The 16087-nt window shown below is 71.6% G+C and carries 13 protein-coding genes and 1 pseudogene; 7 read left to right on the top strand and 7 right to left on the bottom strand.

Annotated features, from left to right (window positions below):
• Window positions 1-87 precede the first annotated feature (87 nt).
• The 6 genes from ACIQ9G_RS13655 to ACIQ9G_RS13630 all read right to left on the bottom strand — a co-directional run bounded on the left by ACIQ9G_RS13655 (window position 88) and on the right by ACIQ9G_RS13630 (window position 8056).
• On the bottom strand, window positions 88-1686 hold the full coding sequence (locus tag ACIQ9G_RS13655) for a M48 family metalloprotease (protein ID WP_403608619.1): 1599 nt from the start codon (window positions 1684-1686) through the stop codon (window positions 88-90).
• Window positions 1687-1716: 30 nt separating this feature from the next.
• Window positions 1717-2319, bottom strand: a complete 603-nt coding sequence (locus tag ACIQ9G_RS13650) for a Pycsar system effector family protein (protein ID WP_403608618.1) — start codon at window positions 2317-2319, stop codon at window positions 1717-1719.
• Complete coding sequence (locus ACIQ9G_RS13645; RefSeq protein ID WP_403608617.1) at window positions 2316-3824, bottom strand: hypothetical protein; 1509 nt, start codon at window positions 3822-3824, stop codon at window positions 2316-2318. Before ACIQ9G_RS13645 ends, ACIQ9G_RS13650 begins: the two co-directional genes overlap by 4 nt.
• Window positions 3825-3862: 38 nt before the next feature.
• Complete coding sequence (locus ACIQ9G_RS13640; RefSeq protein WP_403608616.1) at window positions 3863-5998, bottom strand: hypothetical protein; 2136 nt, start codon at window positions 5996-5998, stop codon at window positions 3863-3865.
• On the bottom strand, window positions 5995-7182 hold the full coding sequence (locus tag ACIQ9G_RS13635) for a hypothetical protein (protein ID WP_403608615.1): 1188 nt from the start codon (window positions 7180-7182) through the stop codon (window positions 5995-5997). Before ACIQ9G_RS13635 ends, ACIQ9G_RS13640 begins: the two co-directional genes overlap by 4 nt.
• A 163-nt stretch (window positions 7183-7345) precedes the next feature.
• Window positions 7346-8056, bottom strand: coding sequence for a Crp/Fnr family transcriptional regulator (locus ACIQ9G_RS13630; RefSeq protein WP_403608614.1), 711 nt, complete (start codon window positions 8054-8056; stop codon window positions 7346-7348).
• 413 nt (window positions 8057-8469) lie between these two features.
• Between ACIQ9G_RS13630 and rpsL the strand changes: the two genes are divergently transcribed.
• The 5 genes from rpsL (at window position 8470) to ACIQ9G_RS13605 (ending at window position 13883) form a co-directional block, all read left to right on the top strand.
• Window positions 8470-8841 (top strand): 30S ribosomal protein S12, encoded by a 372-nt coding sequence (gene rpsL / locus ACIQ9G_RS13625; protein WP_003948652.1) that lies wholly within the window; start codon window positions 8470-8472, stop codon window positions 8839-8841.
• Between the two features lie 2 nt (window positions 8842-8843).
• Complete coding sequence (gene rpsG / locus ACIQ9G_RS13620) at window positions 8844-9314, top strand: 30S ribosomal protein S7 (protein WP_003992340.1); 471 nt, start codon at window positions 8844-8846, stop codon at window positions 9312-9314.
• Between the two features lie 39 nt (window positions 9315-9353).
• Entirely contained in the window at window positions 9354-11480 is a 2127-nt protein-coding gene (gene fusA / locus ACIQ9G_RS13615) for an elongation factor G (RefSeq protein ID WP_403608613.1), read from the top strand.
• A 165-nt stretch (window positions 11481-11645) separates the two neighbouring features.
• Window positions 11646-12839, top strand: a complete 1194-nt coding sequence (gene tuf / locus ACIQ9G_RS13610; RefSeq protein WP_403608612.1) for an elongation factor Tu — start codon at window positions 11646-11648, stop codon at window positions 12837-12839.
• Window positions 12840-13205: 366 nt separating this feature from the next.
• Window positions 13206-13883, top strand: a complete 678-nt coding sequence (locus ACIQ9G_RS13605) for a DUF4253 domain-containing protein (protein WP_403608611.1) — start codon at window positions 13206-13208, stop codon at window positions 13881-13883.
• 128 nt (window positions 13884-14011) lie between these two features.
• Here the strand turns inward: ACIQ9G_RS13605 and ACIQ9G_RS13600 are convergent.
• A pseudogene (locus ACIQ9G_RS13600) lies at window positions 14012-14452 on the bottom strand (ATP-binding protein); the annotation flags it as partial.
• 156 nt (window positions 14453-14608) lie between these two features.
• Here ACIQ9G_RS13600 and ACIQ9G_RS13595 point away from each other — a divergent pair.
• Both ACIQ9G_RS13595 and ACIQ9G_RS13590 read left to right on the top strand, forming a co-directional pair.
• Window positions 14609-15484, top strand: coding sequence for a helix-turn-helix domain-containing protein (locus ACIQ9G_RS13595; protein WP_403608610.1), 876 nt, complete (start codon window positions 14609-14611; stop codon window positions 15482-15484).
• Entirely contained in the window at window positions 15481-15690 is a 210-nt protein-coding gene (locus ACIQ9G_RS13590; RefSeq protein WP_403608609.1) for a DUF397 domain-containing protein, read from the top strand. Before ACIQ9G_RS13595 ends, ACIQ9G_RS13590 begins: the two co-directional genes overlap by 4 nt.
• Window positions 15691-16087 lie beyond the last annotated feature (397 nt).

Here is a 16087-nt window from a genome sequence, read left to right as displayed (position 1 = left end):
GCCCTTCGGCGTCCGTACCGGACGGCTCGGGCACCCGGCCGCGGGGCGGCCCCACCAGGAGCCGCCGCGCAGGACGTCCGCCGCCGGTCAGCGGTGCAGGCGCAGATACGGCTCCAGGGCGGTGAGCCGGGTGTGGTGGTCGGGGTGGCTGGACAGCAGGCGGGACAGGGTGCCGGGGTCCTGGAGTTTCTGCCCTTGGGCCTCGGCGGCCGCCTTCGCCGCTGCCTCCTCCGTCTGGAAGTGGTGCAGCACTTCGGCCAGGTGGCGGGCGAAGCCGAGTTCGGCGGCCTGCTGGTCGGCGCGGAGTTCGCCGCGGCGGCCCATGTGGGCGAGGAGGTAGGGGGCGGCGACCAGGGGGATGGTGACGTACCACATGGTGAGGAAGCCGGCGACGACCGTGATGCCGAGGAACAGGTACAGGAGGCCGGTCGCGGCGAGGGAGAAGACGCGGGAGACGGCGAGCGCGATCCGGGCCATGCCCCGCATGAACGCCCACGCGACGCGTCCGGGCAGCGAATACCAGTAGCCGAGGAGCCCCGCCCAGGCGTGGCCGCCGGTGTGGTGGCCGAGTTCATGGGCGAGTACGGCGGCGAGGTTGCTGCTGGGGATGCGGTTCAGTGAGTAGGTGGTGACACCGACGACGTGTCCGGCGGCGGCCACGGCGTTCAGCTCGTCGCTGTTCTCCACCATGAGTTCGTAGGTGTGCGCCTCGACGCCGGCGCGGGCGGTCACCTCGCGCCAGACCGGTTCCAGGCGGGCGCGCTCGTCCGGGGTGGGCGGGCGGAGCTTGAGGACGTGCCGGGCGAAGGCGAGTTCGGTCGGGCGGTGGAAGACGAGGGCGCCGCTGGCGAGCCAGGCCAGCAGCACGATCGTCCCGGCGATGTCGCCGAACATGCCGAGCGCGATCGAGCTGACCACGGCCAGGCTGACCAGGAACCCCGGTACCTGCACGGCCAGCCGCCCGATCGCGGTCGCGTCGGCCCCGCGCTGGTGCTCGGCGACGAGGACACGTGAGCCGCGGTGCCGGTAGTCGAGATCGTCGGGCGCTACGGAGGGCTCCGGAACGGGCGGCGCCGCGGGCGCGGCCATCCCGGCACCCGTGGCTCCCGCGGCGCTCGCGGCGCCGAACGGTGCCTGGGACGGCATGCCCGGCGGCGGGGGAGTGGCGGCCTGGGGGTGAGCTGGGGCGGTTCCCGGGTGGGCGGGGCCGCCCGCGGGACGTCCGGGTCCGGTACCGGGGTACGGCTGGTCGCCGCCCGGGTACGGCTGTGTGCCGCCGGGATGGGCGGGCGCGGCGCCCGAGGTGAAGGGGTTGGCGCCAGGGTGAGTGGGCGGGCTGGCGGGGGCGTTGGGGTACCCGGGTGCATCCAGGGAGGCGCCGGCGTAGGCGGGTGCGCCCGTGGCGGCGTCGGGGTGCGGCCGGGCCGTTGCGGCGTCCGGGTACGGCGGGGCTGCGGTGGCGGAGCCGTCCGGGTAGGGCGCGGCTCCGGTGAGGGCGTCGGGGTACGCGGGCGCCGGTGGGGGCGCGGCCGGGTAGGGAGGCTCCGGGACGGGTGCGGGCGGGTACTGCGGCGGGGTGGTGCCCGGGTACGGGAGGGCCGGGCCGGTGGTGTCGTACCGGGGTGGTTCGGCGGTGGGGTAGGAGGGACCGGGCGGAGGCACGGCCGGGTCCGGGGACTGGGACATGGAACGGGGCTCCTTCGGAGTGCGGTGGCGTCAGCCGATGAGTGGGGCGGCGGGCAGCAGGAGGGCGCCCGCGCAGAAGGCGAGCAGGCCGGTGCGGATCCACCGGTGCTTGCACGCGGCGATCCGGCTGGTCTCGGTGAGCGCCGCCAGCAGTCCGGCGGCGGGGTCGCGGTCGGTGTCGGCGAGCGCCTCGGCCAGGCGGCCCTGGCGGGCCGCCTGCTGGATGTCGCCGAAGTAGCACAGCGGCCGGCCCGCCGCCCAGGTGCCCTGGTAGCGGGGGAGGACGGCGAGCAGCAGCGCGCCCAGTGACAACGCCAGCGAGCCGGTTCCGGCCCACCACACGGCCGCTCCGGGGGCGGACAGCTCACCCGGCGACCAGTTGTGCCCGGACAGCAGCCCGGTGAACACCCCGGCCGTCAGCCCCAGCGCCGCCACCAGTACGGAGGCCTTCGAGTCGGCCCGAGCGATCTCTCCGCGCAACTCGCCCAGCAACCGTTCGGCCGTGCGCATCCCGGGCACCGCCCCGGCGTCCCGGGCGTTCGTCGCCGCGGGCGCGGGCGCGGGCGCGGGCGCGGGCGCGGGGGCGGGGGCCTGGGGCGGCGCGGGCGTGGTGGGCGTGTTCCGGGGCGTCATGCGGAGCCCGTCTCGGGGGGTTCCGCCGGGCTGTCCTGCGAGCCGGGCGGGCGGCCGGGCGGTGCGGGTACGACGGGGACCGGGCCCGCGCTGACGGGCGGCGTGGGAGAGGCGAACGCGGCCTGGCCGTACGCTCCTGCGTTGCCGGCGTTCCCCTGTGCCGCCGGATCGTACGGAGCGGGCGGGGCGCCTCCGGACGCGTACCCCCCGGGCGGCAGACCGGGCTGCGAGCCGGGTGCATGCGGTGGGTGCGGCGGCGCGTACGGCTGCTGCTGGGGCACGCCGGCGTACGGCGGCGCGCCCGCTCCCGTGGGCGGCGACTGCGGTCCCGCCGCGGCATACGGCTGCCCGCCCCCGGGCCCCTGCTGCGGTCCCGCCCCCGCGTAAGGCGGCTGGGCGCCCGCGTCCGGCCCGGACGTGGCCCCGTAGGGCGGTGCGGAGGCCCCGTAGGGCTGTGCCGGCGGGGGCGGGAAACCCGGGGCCGCCTGGCCGTCGTACGGCGGTACGGGGGGCGCGCCCGGGGGCAGCGCCTCGACCGGCGGTGTCAGCGAGGACTGCTCCTGCTGCTGGATCAGGCTGTCGACGTCGCGCAGCACCGACCGCGCCGACTCGGCCTTCTGGAAGTCCTCCATCGTGTCGCCCGCGATCAGCTCCAACTGCCGCCGGATGGTGCCGAGCTGGTCCTTGTGCAGGGTGCCGATCACCATCTTCGTGTCGCCGGGATGCTGGGCGAGGTGCAGCGCCCAGGCGGAGACGCCCCCGTGCTGCAGGTGGTACTGGTAGAACGCGATCTTCTGGGCCACCAGTTGCTGCGCCTGCTGATGGCGCAGCGCCTCCAGCTCGTACTCCTGCCGGGCCTGCTTGAGCCGGAACTCGTGCTCGGGATCGAGCATCTCGGCCTCGTAGCGCAGGCTGCGCTTGCGCCGCCGGTGCGCGATCGCCTCGTCGTCCAGCCGCAGCCGCACCACGCAGGTCACCGCGAGCCCGGTGCCCGCGGCGAAGCGGCTCTCGTCCATGACCGCCTCCAGCAGCGCCTCTTCGGCGTCGGGGCTGTCCTCGATCGAGAAGCGCCGGGTGATGGGGCGGGCCAGTTGCTGCAACTCCCGGTCGAGCCGCGTCGGCACGTCCCGCTCGCCGCTCGCCACGTAGGCGACCGGGTCCGCCACCCGCCAGGTCAGGTCGGCGACGGCACCGAAGGAGAACGCGTCGTCGTCGCTGGGCAGCCGCATCTTCAGCTGCACCGGGTGGCTGCCCATGTCCACCTCGTACACCGAGGTGTAGCGCCGGGTCGCCGCCTCGGCGCGGCTCGGCCGCTGCGGTGGCATGAAGACGTCGTAGGACCCCCCGGCGGTGACGAAGACCAGCGCGTGGTCGATCGCGCCGACCTGTCTGCGGGCGACGTAGTCGAACCTGGAGATCGGACGCACGGTCAGGACCGGGTCGATCAGGGTGCTGTGCCGGTCGGCGTCCTGCTGCCACTCCGGCGGTCGGCGGAAGTCCGCCATGGGTCAACTCCTCTGCGAATTACGAGAACAGGGGTCTTTCACTGGGTGGAAGCCGGGTGCAGCAGCGTGAGCAGCCGGTCGGCCACCGGTGGGCGCGGGCCGCCGTCCTCCGCGCGCAGCGTGCGCAGTGCGTGGTCGAGGCGCTTGCGGTCGTCCGCCGTGACGACCAGCGCGGGCAGCAGCAGCGCCAGCGCGTGGGCGGCGTCCGCGCGGTGCCCGGCGACATGCACCCAGGTGTGCAGGGCGTCGAGGGCCGCGCGGGTGTGGGCGCGGTCGTTCAGCGCGGTGCGCCACAGGGTGGCCAGGTCGCGGGCCGAGTCCGTCTCGTACATGCCGGTCTCGGCGTACCAGCCGATGAGCGCGCCGTCCTCGGCGTTGTCGCAGGCGCGGACGAACGCGGCGAGGGCGAGCTCGCGGACCGCCGGGGTGTCGAGATAGAGCAGCCGTACGAACTCGGACAGCACCTCCCCGCGTCGCCGGCCCTCGGAGAGCAGCAGGGCCGCGGACTCGGTGAGGTTCTCGCGCTCCGGCTTGTTGCTGGCGTCGGCCCGTGCCCGGGCTGCGAGCGCGCCGAGAGCGGCACCGGCCAGGTCGGGGCGGAGCGGCGCGAGCAGGCCGAAGGCGCGGATGGCGGTCCAGCGGCGGCCCCAGTGGGGGTCCGAGCACCACTGGGTGAGCAGCCGGAGCACGACGGGCGCCCCGAGGAGCTGCGCCAGGGTCAGGGTGTTGGCGGCGGTGACACGCGGGCCGAAGGTGCGCGCGGTGGCCCAGCCGTCGACGAGCAGGGCGATCGCGGAGGGCAGGTCGGCGGCGGCGAGCAGGGCGGTGGCCGCGGCCGCGCGGGTGCGGACCAAGGGGCGGCCGTCGCGGGCCAGTTGTCTGAGCCAGGCCACCAGTGCGGGCCGGGCGGAGGGGTGGTGGTTCCACACCTCCGTGAGCAGCACGCGCGGGGTGCGTTCCTCGCGGAAGCCGGCCGTGAACTGGGGCACCGGCCCCCACTCGGTCTCCTCGCCGCGCAGTTCCCCGTCGGCCCGCGCGAGGGCGAGCCGGTTCTCGGCCGTCGGCCCGAACACCGGGATCTCCGGTGGCTGTTCGGGATTCTGCAACTGCTGCAGATGCACGAAGAGTTGGTCCGCGAGCTCGGCGGCGAGGACGTACGGGGCCTGGTCGAAGACGGCCAGCGCGATGAGGAAGGCCTTGTCGCGCAGGCCGGTGTCCGGGTCGGCGAGCCAGTCGCGGCACTGCTTCTCGACCGCGGCCTGCCCGAAGTCCGCGAGCCGGGCCAGCGCCTGTTCGCTCCCGTCGTACCCGGCCAGCGCCTCGGCGAAGGCGGCGGCCTCGGCGGGACGGCGGTCACCGGCGGCGAGGAACGCGGCCACCGGGTCGAGGGCGAGCAGGTCGTCGGCGTCCGGTCTGCCGCGTAAGAGGTGCGCCCGTACGACCTCCGGCGCGCTCGGCGGAACCCACGGGCAGGGCGTGACGCCCGGCAGGTGGGGGGAGTTCTCGACGGTGACGACGAGGTAGCCGTCCACCTTCTCCAGCTGGTCGCGCGCCGCGTACAGATGGGTGTCGCGCAGCGGGCGGTTGCGGCTGACCGGCAGGTCGCGCAGGACGTGCCCGCCGGGCCTGGTGAGCTGGGTGCTGAGCGCCGCGGGGGTGGTCTCGGGGTGCAGGGCGTGCACGGCGGGCACGTCCAGGCGGTGCAGCAGCATCAGCGCGGCGGCGCTGCGGCCGGTGGCGTGCCCGCCGGACAGGACCAGGACCCGTTCCTCGCGCAGCCGCCGCAGGGCGCCGGCGAAGGCGGGGCCGTCGGCGAAGACGGCGGCCAGCGCGTCCAGCCGGGCCCGCGGGATCTCGCCGGAGGCGTCCGGGACCGTGGCCGCGGGACCGTGGTGGTGGATCTCGGTCCGGCCGCCCAGGTAGACGTCTCCGTCGACCCGTCCGCCGGAGACGCCGTGCTGGGCGCCGCCGACCAGGCTGCCGCCGAAGGCCGCGGTCTCCCCGAGGATGAAGCCCGGGGTGTGCGCGAACAGCTCGCGCTGCGCGGCCCGCGCCTCCTGCGTGCGCTCCTCGGGCTCCGAGCCGTCCTCGGCGGGCGGCATCCCCGGCTGCCGCGGAACACCGGAACCCGCGGCGGCGCCGTCGGACGGCTCAGCCGTCTCGGACAGGGTCACGCGCTCTCCCCCGTCGTGCCGCCGAGGTGCACGTCACCGGTGACCTGGCCGCCGGACACCCCGTGCTGGTCCCCGGCGACGAGGCTGCCGCCGAAGCGCGGCGACCCGCTCCCGAAGTTGAACACCACGCCACCGGAGACGGACTGAGCGGGGGCCGCGTCCGACGCGGCGGGTGCTGCGGCCGCGGTGGGCTCTGCGGTCACGGTGGGCTCTGCGGCCTTGGTGGCCCCGGCCTGTGCGGGTGACGCGGACGACTCAGGCCCCGCCACGCTCCCGCCCGCCGCGGCCACCCCGCCACCGTCGGTGGGCGCCGCGGCGCCCGCGGCGCTCGCCTCCCCGCCCGCGGCGGTCGCCCCGGCGCCCGCGCCGACCGTGCGGGCACCGGCAGTGGCCGTACTCCCGCCGGCGCCCGTACCACCACCGGCACCGGCCGCGCCGTCGCCCCCGCCCGCCGGGACCGTGCCCCCGGTGCCGGTGCCGGTGCCGGTGCCGTCCTCCGGGCGAGGGGCCGCCGCGGTCGGCACCCCCCGCTGCCCCGGTGCCGGGCCGTCCCCCGAGGAACCCGGCACCGGGGCCTCCCCCGCCCCCGTCCCACCGTGGTCGTCGCCCTCGCGCGGCACCGGGCCGTGCAGCCAGGCGCGCATCGGGCCGTTCTTGCCGGTCAGGGTCACCGGGTGGAAGGCGGCGGCCCGCACGCCGGCGTGGTCGTGGCGCACGATCCCCAGGTGCACGCCCTCCGACACGCACAGCGCGAAGCCGTCCGTCCGCTCCCGCAGCGTCGCCCGCAGCAACGGGGCGTCGAGCAGCCGGCAGGCGTGGTTCAGGTCGGAGCCGACCCAGCCGCCGTGCGCGTCGACGGCGACGTACCCGGTGGCCACCACGCCCCGCAGCCGGATCTGCGCCGTGCTCGACGCCAGCCGGTTGTAACCGTGCAGCTGGGCCGGCACCTCGGTGAGCAGCGCCCGCAGCAGCGCCGGGACCGAGGCGTTGGCGTCGATCAGCTCCATGACGGAGTCGCCCCGGTCGGCCCGTGACCGCAGGGTCTCGTCGATGCCCGCGTGTTCCAGGGCGCGGTCGGCGATGTCGTAGAGCACACGGCGCAGATACGCCTGTTCGACGTCGTCCCGGTCGCTGTACTTCTCGATGTCGAGCAGGAGGATGGTCCGGCTCACGGGGTCGGTCATGGTCGCCTTTCGGTGGCTCGCGTTCGTGGCGGCTCCCGCCGCTCGGTCAGAAGAGTGGCGCCCGGGGCGCCCGTGAAGTGAGGGCGGATGACCCGGTCGGACTGTGACCGTGTGCACAGAAGGCAGCAGGCTCCTCGACCCCCGCGCACCCGCCCCGGTCGCCTCAGTGGCCCGGCTCCGCGCGGGCGATCCGGCGCAGCACGTCCGGCCGTACGATCACCAGCGCCCGCCGCCCGGTGATCACCGCGCCGCGCTCCCGCAGCTCCTTCAGCAGCCGCTGCACCATCTCCCGGGAGGCCCCCACCGACCCGGCGAGCTCCTGTTTGCTGAGCGGCACGGAGAGTTCGACGCCCTCGGCGGTGCGCCGGCCGTGGGTGCGGGCCAGGTCCAGCAGCAGCGTCGCGAACCGCTCCCGGACGCTCATCGAGGCGAACTCCAGCCGGCGCCGGTCGGCGGCGCGGGTGCGGTCGGAGGCCAGGCCGAGCAGGGCGAAGGAGGCGGCGGGGGAGCCGGCGAGGAACTCGGTGAAGCGCTCGCGCGGGAGGGCGACCGTCCGCACCTCCTCCAGCGCGGTCACGGTCGCCGAGCGGGTGCGCCCGGTCAGCGCGGCCGACTCGCCGACGACGTCGCCGGGGCCGCGCAGCGCGAGCAGCGCCTCGTACCCGTTGGCGGCCGACGCGGTCACCTTGGTCCAGCCCCGCACGATGAACAGCACGTGCGAGGACGGCTCGCTCTGGTGGATCAGCACCACCCGGGGCGCGAAGGACAGCTCGTGGCCGAGCCCGAGCAGCGCGGCCCGGTCCGCCTTCTCCAGACGGGCCAGGAACGGCACCCGGTCGTCCAGGCCCTCGTCCCCCGGTATGCCCCCCGGCACGTCTCCCGGTGTGTCGGGTAAGCGACCAGCAGTCATCGAACCCTCGTCCCCCCATCGGCACAGCGATCGCTCAACGTACTGAAGCGAGAAGCCGGGCGAGACGAGAACGAGCGGGATTCACGCGTACGCGCCACACTGGGCGGGAGAGAAGGCGGACAAGTCCGGCGTGTCGGGGTGGGCTCCATTTGTTTTGACCGAAGTCCGTGAGGTAGGTACGCTCAGACCTTGTGCCTGGGGTGTGCCCTGGCTCTCGTGCGTGCCTTCAACCGCACCGGGAGCCGACATCGGCCACCGTGATCCGCGCCTCCTTCTGCCTCACGGCGGGAGTTCGCGGGATTCGACACACCCGACCGCGTGGGTCGGAGGCGTTCCAGGTTAGCTGTACCTATCGGCACACAGAAACCGGAGAAGTAGTGCCTACGATCCAGCAGCTGGTCCGTAAGGGCCGGCAGGACAAGGTCGAGAAGAACAAGACGCCCGCACTCGAGGGTTCGCCCCAGCGCCGTGGCGTCTGCACGCGTGTGTTCACGACCACCCCGAAGAAGCCGAACTCGGCCCTCCGCAAGGTCGCGCGTGTGCGTCTGACCAGCGGTATCGAGGTCACCGCTTACATTCCGGGTGAGGGACACAACCTGCAGGAGCACTCCATCGTGCTCGTGCGCGGCGGCCGTGTGAAGGACCTGCCGGGTGTTCGCTACAAGATCATCCGCGGTTCGCTCGACACCCAGGGTGTCAAGAACCGCAAGCAGGCTCGCAGCCGTTACGGCGCCAAGAAGGAGAAGTAAGAATGCCTCGTAAGGGCCCCGCCCCGAAGCGCCCGGTCATCATCGACCCGGTCTACGGTTCTCCTCTGGTGACCTCCCTGATCAACAAGGTGCTGCTGAACGGCAAGCGCTCCACCGCCGAGCGCATCGTCTACGGCGCCATGGAGGGTCTGCGTGAGAAGACGGGCAACGACCCGATCATCACGCTGAAGCGCGCGCTGGAGAACATCAAGCCGACCCTCGAGGTCAAGTCCCGCCGTGTCGGTGGTGCGACGTACCAGGTTCCGATCGAGGTCAAGCCCGGTCGTGCCAACACGCTGGCGCTGCGCTGGCTCGTCGGTTACTCCCGCGCCCGTCGCGAGAAGACCATGACCGAGCGTCTGCTCAACGAGCTCCTCGACGCCTCCAACGGCCTCGGTGCCGCTGTGAAGAAGCGCGAGGACACCCACAAGATGGCCGAGTCCAACAAGGCCTTCGCGCACTACCGCTGGTAGTCGCAACCCACATCGAGACCGAGAGAAGACTGAAGCCTTATGGCTACCACTTCACTTGACCTGGCCAGGGTCCGCAACATCGGGATCATGGCCCACATCGACGCGGGCAAGACGACCACCACCGAGCGGATCCTGTTCTACACCGGCGTTTCGTACAAGATCGGTGAGGTCCACGACGGCGCTGCCACCATGGACTGGATGGAGCAGGAGCAGGAGCGTGGCATCACGATCACGTCTGCTGCGACCACCTGCCACTGGCCGCTCGAGGACAACGACTACACGATCAACATCATCGACACGCCGGGTCACGTCGACTTCACCGTCGAGGTGGAGCGCTCGCTGCGCGTGCTCGACGGTGCCGTGACCGTGTTCGACGGTGTCGCCGGTGTCGAGCCGCAGTCCGAGACGGTGTGGCGTCAGGCCGACCGTTACGGCGTGCCGCGTATCTGCTTCGTCAACAAGCTGGACCGTACCGGCGCCGAGTTCCACCGCTGCGTGGACATGATCTCGGACCGTCTGGGTGCCCAGCCGCTCGTCATGCAGCTGCCGATCGGTGCCGAGGCCGACTTCAAGGGCGTTGTGGACCTGGTCCGCATGAAGGCGCTCGTGTGGTCCGCCGAGGCGGCGAAGGGCGAGATGTACGACACCGTCGACATCCCGGCCACGCACACCGAGGCCGCCGAGGAGTGGCGCGGCAAGCTGGTCGAGGCCGTCGCGGAGAACGACGAGGAGATGATGGAGCTGTTCCTGGAGGGCCAGGAGCCCACCGAGGAGCAGCTGTACGCGGCGATCCGCCGCATCACCATCGCCTCCGGCAAGTCCAGCGACACCACGGTCACCCCGGTGTTCTGTGGCACCGCGTTCAAGAACAAGGGCGTTCAGCCCCTGCTCGACGCGGTCGTGCGCTACCTCCCCACCCCCCTCGACGTCGAGGCCATCGAGGGCCACGACGTGAAGGACCCGGAGGTCGTGGTCCGGCGCAAGCCGTCGGACGACGAGCCGCTGTCCGCCCTCGCGTTCAAGATCATGAGCGACCCGCACCTGGGCAAGCTCACCTTCGTCCGGGTCTACTCGGGCCGCCTGGAGTCCGGCACCGCGGTGCTGAACTCCGTCAAGGGCAAGAAGGAGCGCATCGGCAAGATCTACCGCATGCACGCCAACAAGCGTGAGGAGATCGAGTCGGTGGGCGCCGGCGACATCGTCGCCGTCATGGGCCTGAAGCAGACCACCACCGGTGAGACGCTCTCGGACGACAAGAACCCGGTGATCCTGGAGTCCATGGACTTCCCGGCGCCGGTCATCCAGGTCGCCATCGAGCCCAAGTCCAAGGGTGACCAGGAGAAGCTGGGTGTCGCCATCCAGCGTCTCGCGGAGGAGGACCCCTCCTTCCAGGTCCACTCGGACGAGGAGACCGGCCAGACCATCATCGGTGGTATGGGCGAGCTGCACCTCGAGGTGCTGGTCGACCGTATGCGCCGTGAGTTCAAGGTCGAGGCCAACGTCGGCAAGCCGCAGGTCGCGTACCGCGAGACGATCCGCAAGGCCGTCGAGCGCGTGGACTACACCCACAAGAAGCAGACCGGTGGTACCGGTCAGTTCGCCAAGGTGCAGATCGCGATCGAGCCCATCGAGGGCGGCGACGCCTCGTACGAGTTCGTGAACAAGGTGACCGGTGGCCGCATCCCGAAGGAGTACATCCCTTCGGTCGACGCCGGTGCGCAGGAGGCCATGCAGTTCGGCATCCTCGCCGGCTACGAGATGACGGGCGTCCGCGTCACGCTCATCGATGGTGGCTACCACGAGGTCGACTCCTCCGAGCTCGCGTTCAAGATCGCCGGTTCGCAGGCCTTCAAGGAGGCCGCGCGCAAGGCCAGCCCCGTGCTGCTCGAGCCGATGATGGCCGTCGAGGTCACCACGCCCGAGGACTACATGGGTGAGGTCATCGGCGACATCAACTCCCGCCGTGGCCAGATCCAGGCCATGGAGGAGCGGGCGGGTGCCCGCGTCGTGAAGGGCCTCGTGCCCCTCTCGGAGATGTTCGGTTACGTCGGCGACCTGCGCAGCAAGACGTCCGGCCGTGCGAGCTACTCCATGCAGTTCGACTCCTACGCCGAGGTTCCGCGGAACGTCGCCGAGGAGATCATCGCGAAGGCCAAGGGCGAGTAACTCAACCGAGTTCCAGCCTTTAGGCTTGACTCCGGAGCCTCGCGGGGCATTCCACCCCTTCCGCGACGAAGCGGGTGGGATGCCCCGGGGATCCGGGCCATCCAGCAAAGATCACCTGGCGCCGATGAAGTAAGGCGTACAGAACCACTCCACAGGAGGACCCCAGTGGCGAAGGCGAAGTTCGAGCGGACTAAGCCGCACGTCAACATCGGCACCATCGGTCACATCGACCACGGTAAGACGACCCTCACGGCCGCCATTACCAAGGTGCTGCACGACGCGTACCCGGAGCTGAACGAGGCCACCCCGTTCGACAACATCGACAAGGCGCCCGAGGAGCGCCAGCGCGGTATCACCATCTCCATCGCGCACGTCGAGTACCAGACCGAGGCGCGTCACTACGCCCACGTCGACTGCCCTGGTCACGCGGACTACATCAAGAACATGATCACCGGTGCCGCGCAGATGGACGGCGCGATCCTCGTGGTCGCCGCCACCGACGGCCCGATGCCGCAGACCAAGGAGCACGTGCTCCTGGCCCGCCAGGTCGGCGTTCCGTACATCGTGGTCGCCCTGAACAAGGCCGACATGGTGGACGACGAGGAGATCCTGGAGCTCGTCGAGCTCGAGGTCCGTGAGCTCCTCTCCGAGTACGAGTTCCCGGGCGACGACGTTCCGGTCGTCAAGGTCTCCGCGCTGAAGGCGCTCGAGGGCGACCCGAAGTGGACCCAGTCGGTCCTGGACCTCATGAACGCCGTCGACACCGCGATCCCGGAGCCGGAGCGCGACGTCGACAAGCCGTTCCTGATGCCGATCGAGGACGTCTTCACCATCACCGGTCGCGGTACGGTCGTCACCGGCCGTATCGAGCGTGGTGTCCTCAAGGTCAACGAGACCGTCGACATCATCGGCATCAAGACCGAGAAGACCACCACCACGGTCACCGGCATCGAGATGTTCCGCAAGCTGCTCGACGAGGGCCAGGCCGGTGAGAACGTCGGTCTGCTGCTCCGCGGCATCAAGCGCGAGGACGTCGAGCGCGGCCAGGTCATCATCAAGCCGGGTTCGGTCACGCCGCACACCGACTTCGAGGCTCAGGCCTACATCCTGTCCAAGGACGAGGGTGGCCGCCACACGCCGTTCTTCAACAACTACCGTCCGCAGTTCTACTTCCGTACCACGGACGTGACGGGCGTTGTGACCCTCCCCGAGGGCACCGAGATGGTGATGCCGGGTGACAACACCGAGATGAAGGTGGAGCTCATCCAGCCCATCGCCATGGAAGAGGGCCTGAAGTTCGCCATCCGCGAGGGTGGCCGCACGGTGGGCGCCGGCCAGGTCACCAAGATCACCAAGTGAGCCTCGCTCTCTTGAAGGTCTGACCCTCCGGGGTCGCCTGACCTGAAGAGGCCCGTACGACTCCGGTCGTACGGGCCTCTTCGCTGTTCCCGGGGGCCACTGGACGCGGGTCACCGCCCCGACCGCCCCACATCCTCCAGAACCTCCCGTTGCGTCCCGCCGGACCGGGCACGCGACGGGCACGGATCGAGTGGCGACGCCCGCAGCCCGGCCGCCGTACGGGGCGGTGTGCGACCGGAGGGAGTCGAGGTCTATCGTCCAGGCATGGTTTTCGCCTTGCCAGAAGGTCTTCCCCCGGGGCGGTTCGTCTCCTCGGGGTCGGTGTGCGTCTGGGTTGCGGACGAACTGCCGTCTGACGTCGATGGCGTGTGGCGACCCCTGCTGCACGGGCAGGAAGACACCGGGCTGGTGCCGCTGCTCGGCGGGCCGTTCCTGGGCCGTCCGACGGACCTGGCCGAGATATCCGCTGTCCGTCTGGAGAACGTCCTGGCCTCGGACTTCGCCGAGTACCGGCGCCGCCGTCTGTCCTGGTGGACGGACCCGAACCCGGTGCCGGTGCCCGAGGGCATCGCGCCGTGGCCGCACGACCCGGGCCCACCCTTCGAGACGTGGCCGGGTCTGACGCCGGCGACTTCGGTCACGGGCGCTGATCCCTCCCCGGCGGACGCTGCGGCGCGGACGATCGGTCACCTCATAGCTGCAAACCCGTACAGGCTGGCCGGGTGCCGCCTCGTGCTGGTCCCTGCACAGCGCAGCGCCGATGTCCCGGCACTTCTCGGCTGGAATGCGGAGGCTCCGCTGCCGCTGGTGTGCGCGCTGCTGCGCAGTTGGGAGGATCGGTTCGGCGCCCGGGTGGTGGGAATGGGAGGCGAGTTGTTCGTCTCCGTTGCCCGCCCACCGCGGAACGCGGCGCACGCGGAGCTGCTTGCCCTGGAGCATGTCCTGTCGACCGCCGACAACATCGTCGATGATCCGCCGACACCCTTCCCCGAGTACGCGGAGAGCCTGCCGCAGCGGACGCACTGGGCGTTTTGGTGGGACTGACTCGCCAGCGCCAAGTGATCGTCGGCTCTGTGCGTGGAGTGCCGTACGGGCGGTACTGGGCGTGCGGGGGCACGCCAGGGTCGTGGGTACCCATCGGGAAGTTGTGACGCACCGGGGACCTTGGGCGCGGGTTCCGGTGCTGAGCAGCGCAGTTCGGCCCACACGGTCTTGCGCGGGAACCGGTCCTCGCTCATGCCCCAGCGGTCCGCGAGTGCGTCCACGAGGAGCAGGCCGCGGCCCGACTCTGCGTCCTCTGCCGGGTGTTGAGGTGTGGGGGAGCGGTCACCCCGCGTGTCCGTGACCTCGATACGGAGCGTGCCGCCGACCACGTAGAGCGTCAGCCGGAAGTCCCGGCCGGGGACGCGGCCGTGCGTGACGGCGTTGGCCGCCAGCTCGGCCACGAGGTGCTTCGCGGTCTCCGTGGGCAGCCCCCAGCGGCGCAGTTGCGTCTCCGCGAGCAGCCGGGCCAGGCGGGCTCCACGCCTCGTGGACGACAGCAGCACGGTGAAGTGGGGGCACTGGGCGGCCGGTCGGGCCGAGGGCTCGGTTGCGGCGATTTCCTGGTTCACGTCACTCAGCGTGGCCGACCACGCCTACCGTGAGGAGTGAACGTGTGGTTGCGTACCGTGACTGTCGGCGGGTTGTCCGGTGCTGTCCGGGCTGTCGGCCTCGTTGCCACGGGTAGGGCGTCGCGGTACGGCGCGCGGGACTACGGAGGGCGCGGCATGGCGGTGGACGGCGAGGCGGTACGGCCCAGGGGCGAGGCGGACGAGCCGGGGTGGGAGGTGGACCCGGACGACGAGTGGGGTGTCGCCGTGATCACCACGGTGGGGCGGCAGTTGAAGCTGCGGAGGGAGGCAGCGGGGCTGCGGGCCGCCGAGTTCGGGGCGGCCGTGGGGTACGGCGAGGACCTGGTCTACAAGGTCGAGGGCGGGAAGCGGATTCCCCGGCACGACTACTTGATTCGGGCCGACGAGGTGCTGAAGGCGGGCGGTCTCATCGCGGCGGCCTGGGAGGACGTGAAGCGGGTCCGGTACCCGAAGAAGGTGCGGGAGCTGGCCAAGTTGGAGGCCCTGGCGGTCGAGGTCGGCATCTACGAAAGCAACGGCATCAACGGTCTCCTGCAGATCGCGGGCCACGCGAGGGCGTTGTTCGAGGCCATGCAGCCGCCGTATTCGCCTGACGAGGTGGAGCGGATGGTGGCTGCACGCGTGGCTCGCGCGTCGATCTTCGAGCGTTCACCCGTGCCCGCGCTCAGCTTCGTCCTGGAAGAGGCAGCCTTGCGACGCCCTATCGGGGGCAAAATGGTGTGGCGTCAGCAGCTAGAACGTCTGTTGGAGGTGGGTCGACTGCACCACGTCGTTCTTCAGGTGATGCCGTTGAATTGCGAGACGCACTCCGGGATGGACGGCAAGATCGAACTACTGAAGTTCGCGGACGGTTCGGCGGTGGGCCGCTCCGATGGCGCGTTCAACGGCCGGCCGACTTCCGAACCCAAACTGCTGCGCATCCTTGAGCTGCGGTATGGCACGATCCGGGCTCAGGCGCTCTCGCCACGGATGTCACTGACCTTCGTCGAACAACTGCTGGGGGAAAGATGATCCGCAAGATCACTGCCGGGGACGCCTCCGAGCTGGCGTGGTTCAAGAGCAGCTACAGCAGCGGCAACGACGGCAACTCCTGCGTCGAGATCGCCACCAGCCCCGGCATGGTCCACGTCCGTGATTCCAAGCACACCGACGGCCCCCAGCTCACCTTCCCGTCGACCACCTGGACCGCCTTCGTCCCCTACGCCTCCGCGGACTGAGGCCGGCCCCGCCACAGCGGCGTCGCCGAGGGATGCGGGGCTGTCCTCGCGGAGCGGGACACCAGGCTGGGCGTGCTGGCGAGCCCCGGCGGTGGACAGAGCCTCATCCACTCTTCCAGTCGCCGCCGGGCGACGGGTGACGGGTGACGGACGGAGGGGAGACCGGTCATGGCGTCCGGGTGGGATTGGGAGAGCGGCGAGGGACTGCTTCTCGTTTCTCGTTGTCCGACCTGATGTCTCTCGCGGAGAGGTCCGTGTCACAGCCGTGTCGCGGAGGAGGGCGGCGTCCCCCGGGAAGTCCCACTGGTTCGGGCTCGGGGCCATCCGCGGGACGCGAGGACCGGGCTCGCGGTCGCCCCGGGTTTGACCCACGTCACCCTGGGGGTACGCTCTCCGC

Source organism: Streptomyces sp. NPDC096152 (genome assembly GCF_044763235.1).
In the GTDB taxonomy this organism is placed as follows: domain Bacteria; phylum Actinomycetota; class Actinomycetes; order Streptomycetales; family Streptomycetaceae; genus Streptomyces.
Note: the sequence above shows the minus strand (reverse complement) of the source record. Positions and strands in the feature narration are given on the sequence as shown.

Bases quoted from the DNA above. Each gene is read 5' to 3' on its own strand.
- fusA (WP_403608613.1), top strand. From the start codon at position 9,354: ATGGCTACCACTTCACTTGACCTGGCCAGGGTCCGCAACATCGGGATC.
- ACIQ9G_RS13645 (WP_403608617.1), bottom strand. From the start codon at position 3,824: ATGGCGGACTTCCGCCGACCGCCGGAGTGGCAGCAGGACGCCGACCGG.
- ACIQ9G_RS13635 (WP_403608615.1), bottom strand. From the start codon at position 7,182: ATGACCGACCCCGTGAGCCGGACCATCCTCCTGCTCGACATCGAGAAG.
- ACIQ9G_RS13595 (WP_403608610.1), top strand. From the start codon at position 14,609: ATGGCGGTGGACGGCGAGGCGGTACGGCCCAGGGGCGAGGCGGACGAG.
- ACIQ9G_RS13590 (WP_403608609.1), top strand. From the start codon at position 15,481: ATGATCCGCAAGATCACTGCCGGGGACGCCTCCGAGCTGGCGTGGTTC.
- ACIQ9G_RS13650 (WP_403608618.1), bottom strand. From the start codon at position 2,319: ATGACGCCCCGGAACACGCCCACCACGCCCGCGCCGCCCCAGGCCCCC.
- ACIQ9G_RS13655 (WP_403608619.1), bottom strand. From the start codon at position 1,686: ATGTCCCAGTCCCCGGACCCGGCCGTGCCTCCGCCCGGTCCCTCCTAC.
- rpsG (WP_003992340.1), top strand. From the start codon at position 8,844: ATGCCTCGTAAGGGCCCCGCCCCGAAGCGCCCGGTCATCATCGACCCG.